Below are 1516 nucleotides of genomic sequence, written 5' to 3'. Positions count from 1 at the left end.
CATCGCCAAGGCCGCGTTGGCTGATGATTTTAATGCCGTTTGCAACAAAAACCAGAAACTCTCCCGAAAATCTTTCGTGGACGCGCTGTTACGGATGGTCGCGTGAGTAAACCATGCATCATTTCGGTGAAACTTTAGTTTTTTTATGATATGGGAAATATCATAAATTCTTTTGCTGTTTACAGTATGCAAAGAAGATAAAACTCTTCAGATCTTAATCTAAGCAGCTTCTCATACAAAACTGAAAACGCTGTCTTTTTTGTATGGAATAATTATTATGTTGAGATAGTTTCTTCAAAACCGTCAGTTTTCCTTATGGATTCGATGCTTACTTTTTCCAGGGATTTTATTAATAAAACAGGTGCCAAAGAAGAAACTATTCCGGAAATTGATAGTTTTCCGGCGGATAATATTGATACAAAAAGTATTGCACTTTTAATTTCAAATGCTTTCGGCTTTGATCGGCTCAACATGGTTTTTACAGCAGATTACAATACCAGCAATGGGAAAATAAAAGAATTTATTTCAAGCAGGAAGAATCCGGAACAGGCAAAAGATCTTGCAAGAAGTTATTCTGAATTTCTTGTTTCTCTTGGCGGCAAAATCTTAAAACCGGATATTGAATTAGAAGATTTGTCAATAATCGAAATTATGGATGAGTATGAGATTATCTTTACAAACGGCTCTTTTCTTACCGGGATACATTCGGCAAATGATTTAAAGGAGGCAAAAAAGCTTGCATTTGTTTTAAATAAAAAGCTGAAGGGAAATACTCATGTCAGATAAAAGCACCGGTAAAGAAACAAGCAGAAGAGAGTTTATGGTCAGATCCTCCAAAGCAGGGCTTCTGATCCTTTCATCCGGTATTGTCGGCGGGTTTTTTTATAACCGCAATGATTCGGTTTCATCAGTAAAAACAGAATCGATAACAGCTCTTCCCGATTTTTCCATTAAGGAGAAAGCCGGTAAAATGGCGATTGTAAAAGGGGATGACAGAGTTAAAACCATTAACCTTGCTTTAAAAGCAATAGGTGGGATTGAAGCATTTATAAATAAAGGTGACCGGGTGCTTCTGAAAGTAAATGCCGCTTTTGCATCTCCTCCTGTACTTTCTGCAACTACCAACCCTGAGCTTCTTAAAGAAGTTATCAGATTATGTTATGCAGCTGGGGCATTATCTGTGGTTGTAACGGACAATCCGATTAATGATCAAACGGCATGTTTTTCTCTTACCGGAATAGAAAGTGCTGCAAAAAGTTGTGGGGCAAAAATAATACTTCCGGAGGAAAGCCTTTTTGCTCCACTGTCAATTGAGGGGGGTAATCTCACACGGTAAATTTGTTCTAAATATAAGCTTCAATTATTTAGAACCACTGGTTGAAATCTTTTCGTCATTTTCAGATAATCGAAGACAGCTCTTACGTTAAATGATAATCGTCTCATTTTTTGAGACACGGTTTGTTTGGCTAATTTTTTAGATTTGACAACGCCAATTGCAAACTTTCTAAGCCGGGTC

The 1516-nt window shown here is 37.3% G+C and carries 1 protein-coding gene and 1 pseudogene; both read left to right on the top strand.

Going from position 1 to position 1516, the window contains the following annotated elements; genetic code table 11:
* Positions 1–225: 225 nt before the first annotated feature.
* Positions 226–786 (top strand): annotated as a pseudogene (locus VXK47_RS03055) (DUF6599 family protein); the annotation flags it as partial.
* Complete coding sequence (locus VXK47_RS03050) at positions 776–1336, top strand: DUF362 domain-containing protein (RefSeq protein ID WP_435547300.1); 561 nt, start codon at positions 776–778, stop codon at positions 1334–1336. The pseudogene VXK47_RS03055 and the gene VXK47_RS03050, both read left to right, overlap by 11 nt.
* Positions 1337–1516: the final 180 nt, after the last annotated feature.

It is taken from the genome of Desulfobacterium sp. N47, from assembly GCF_051233685.1.
Lineage (GTDB): Bacteria > Desulfobacterota > Desulfobacteria > Desulfobacterales > RPRI01 > RPRI01.
This window is presented reverse-complemented; position numbering and strand designations above follow the sequence as displayed.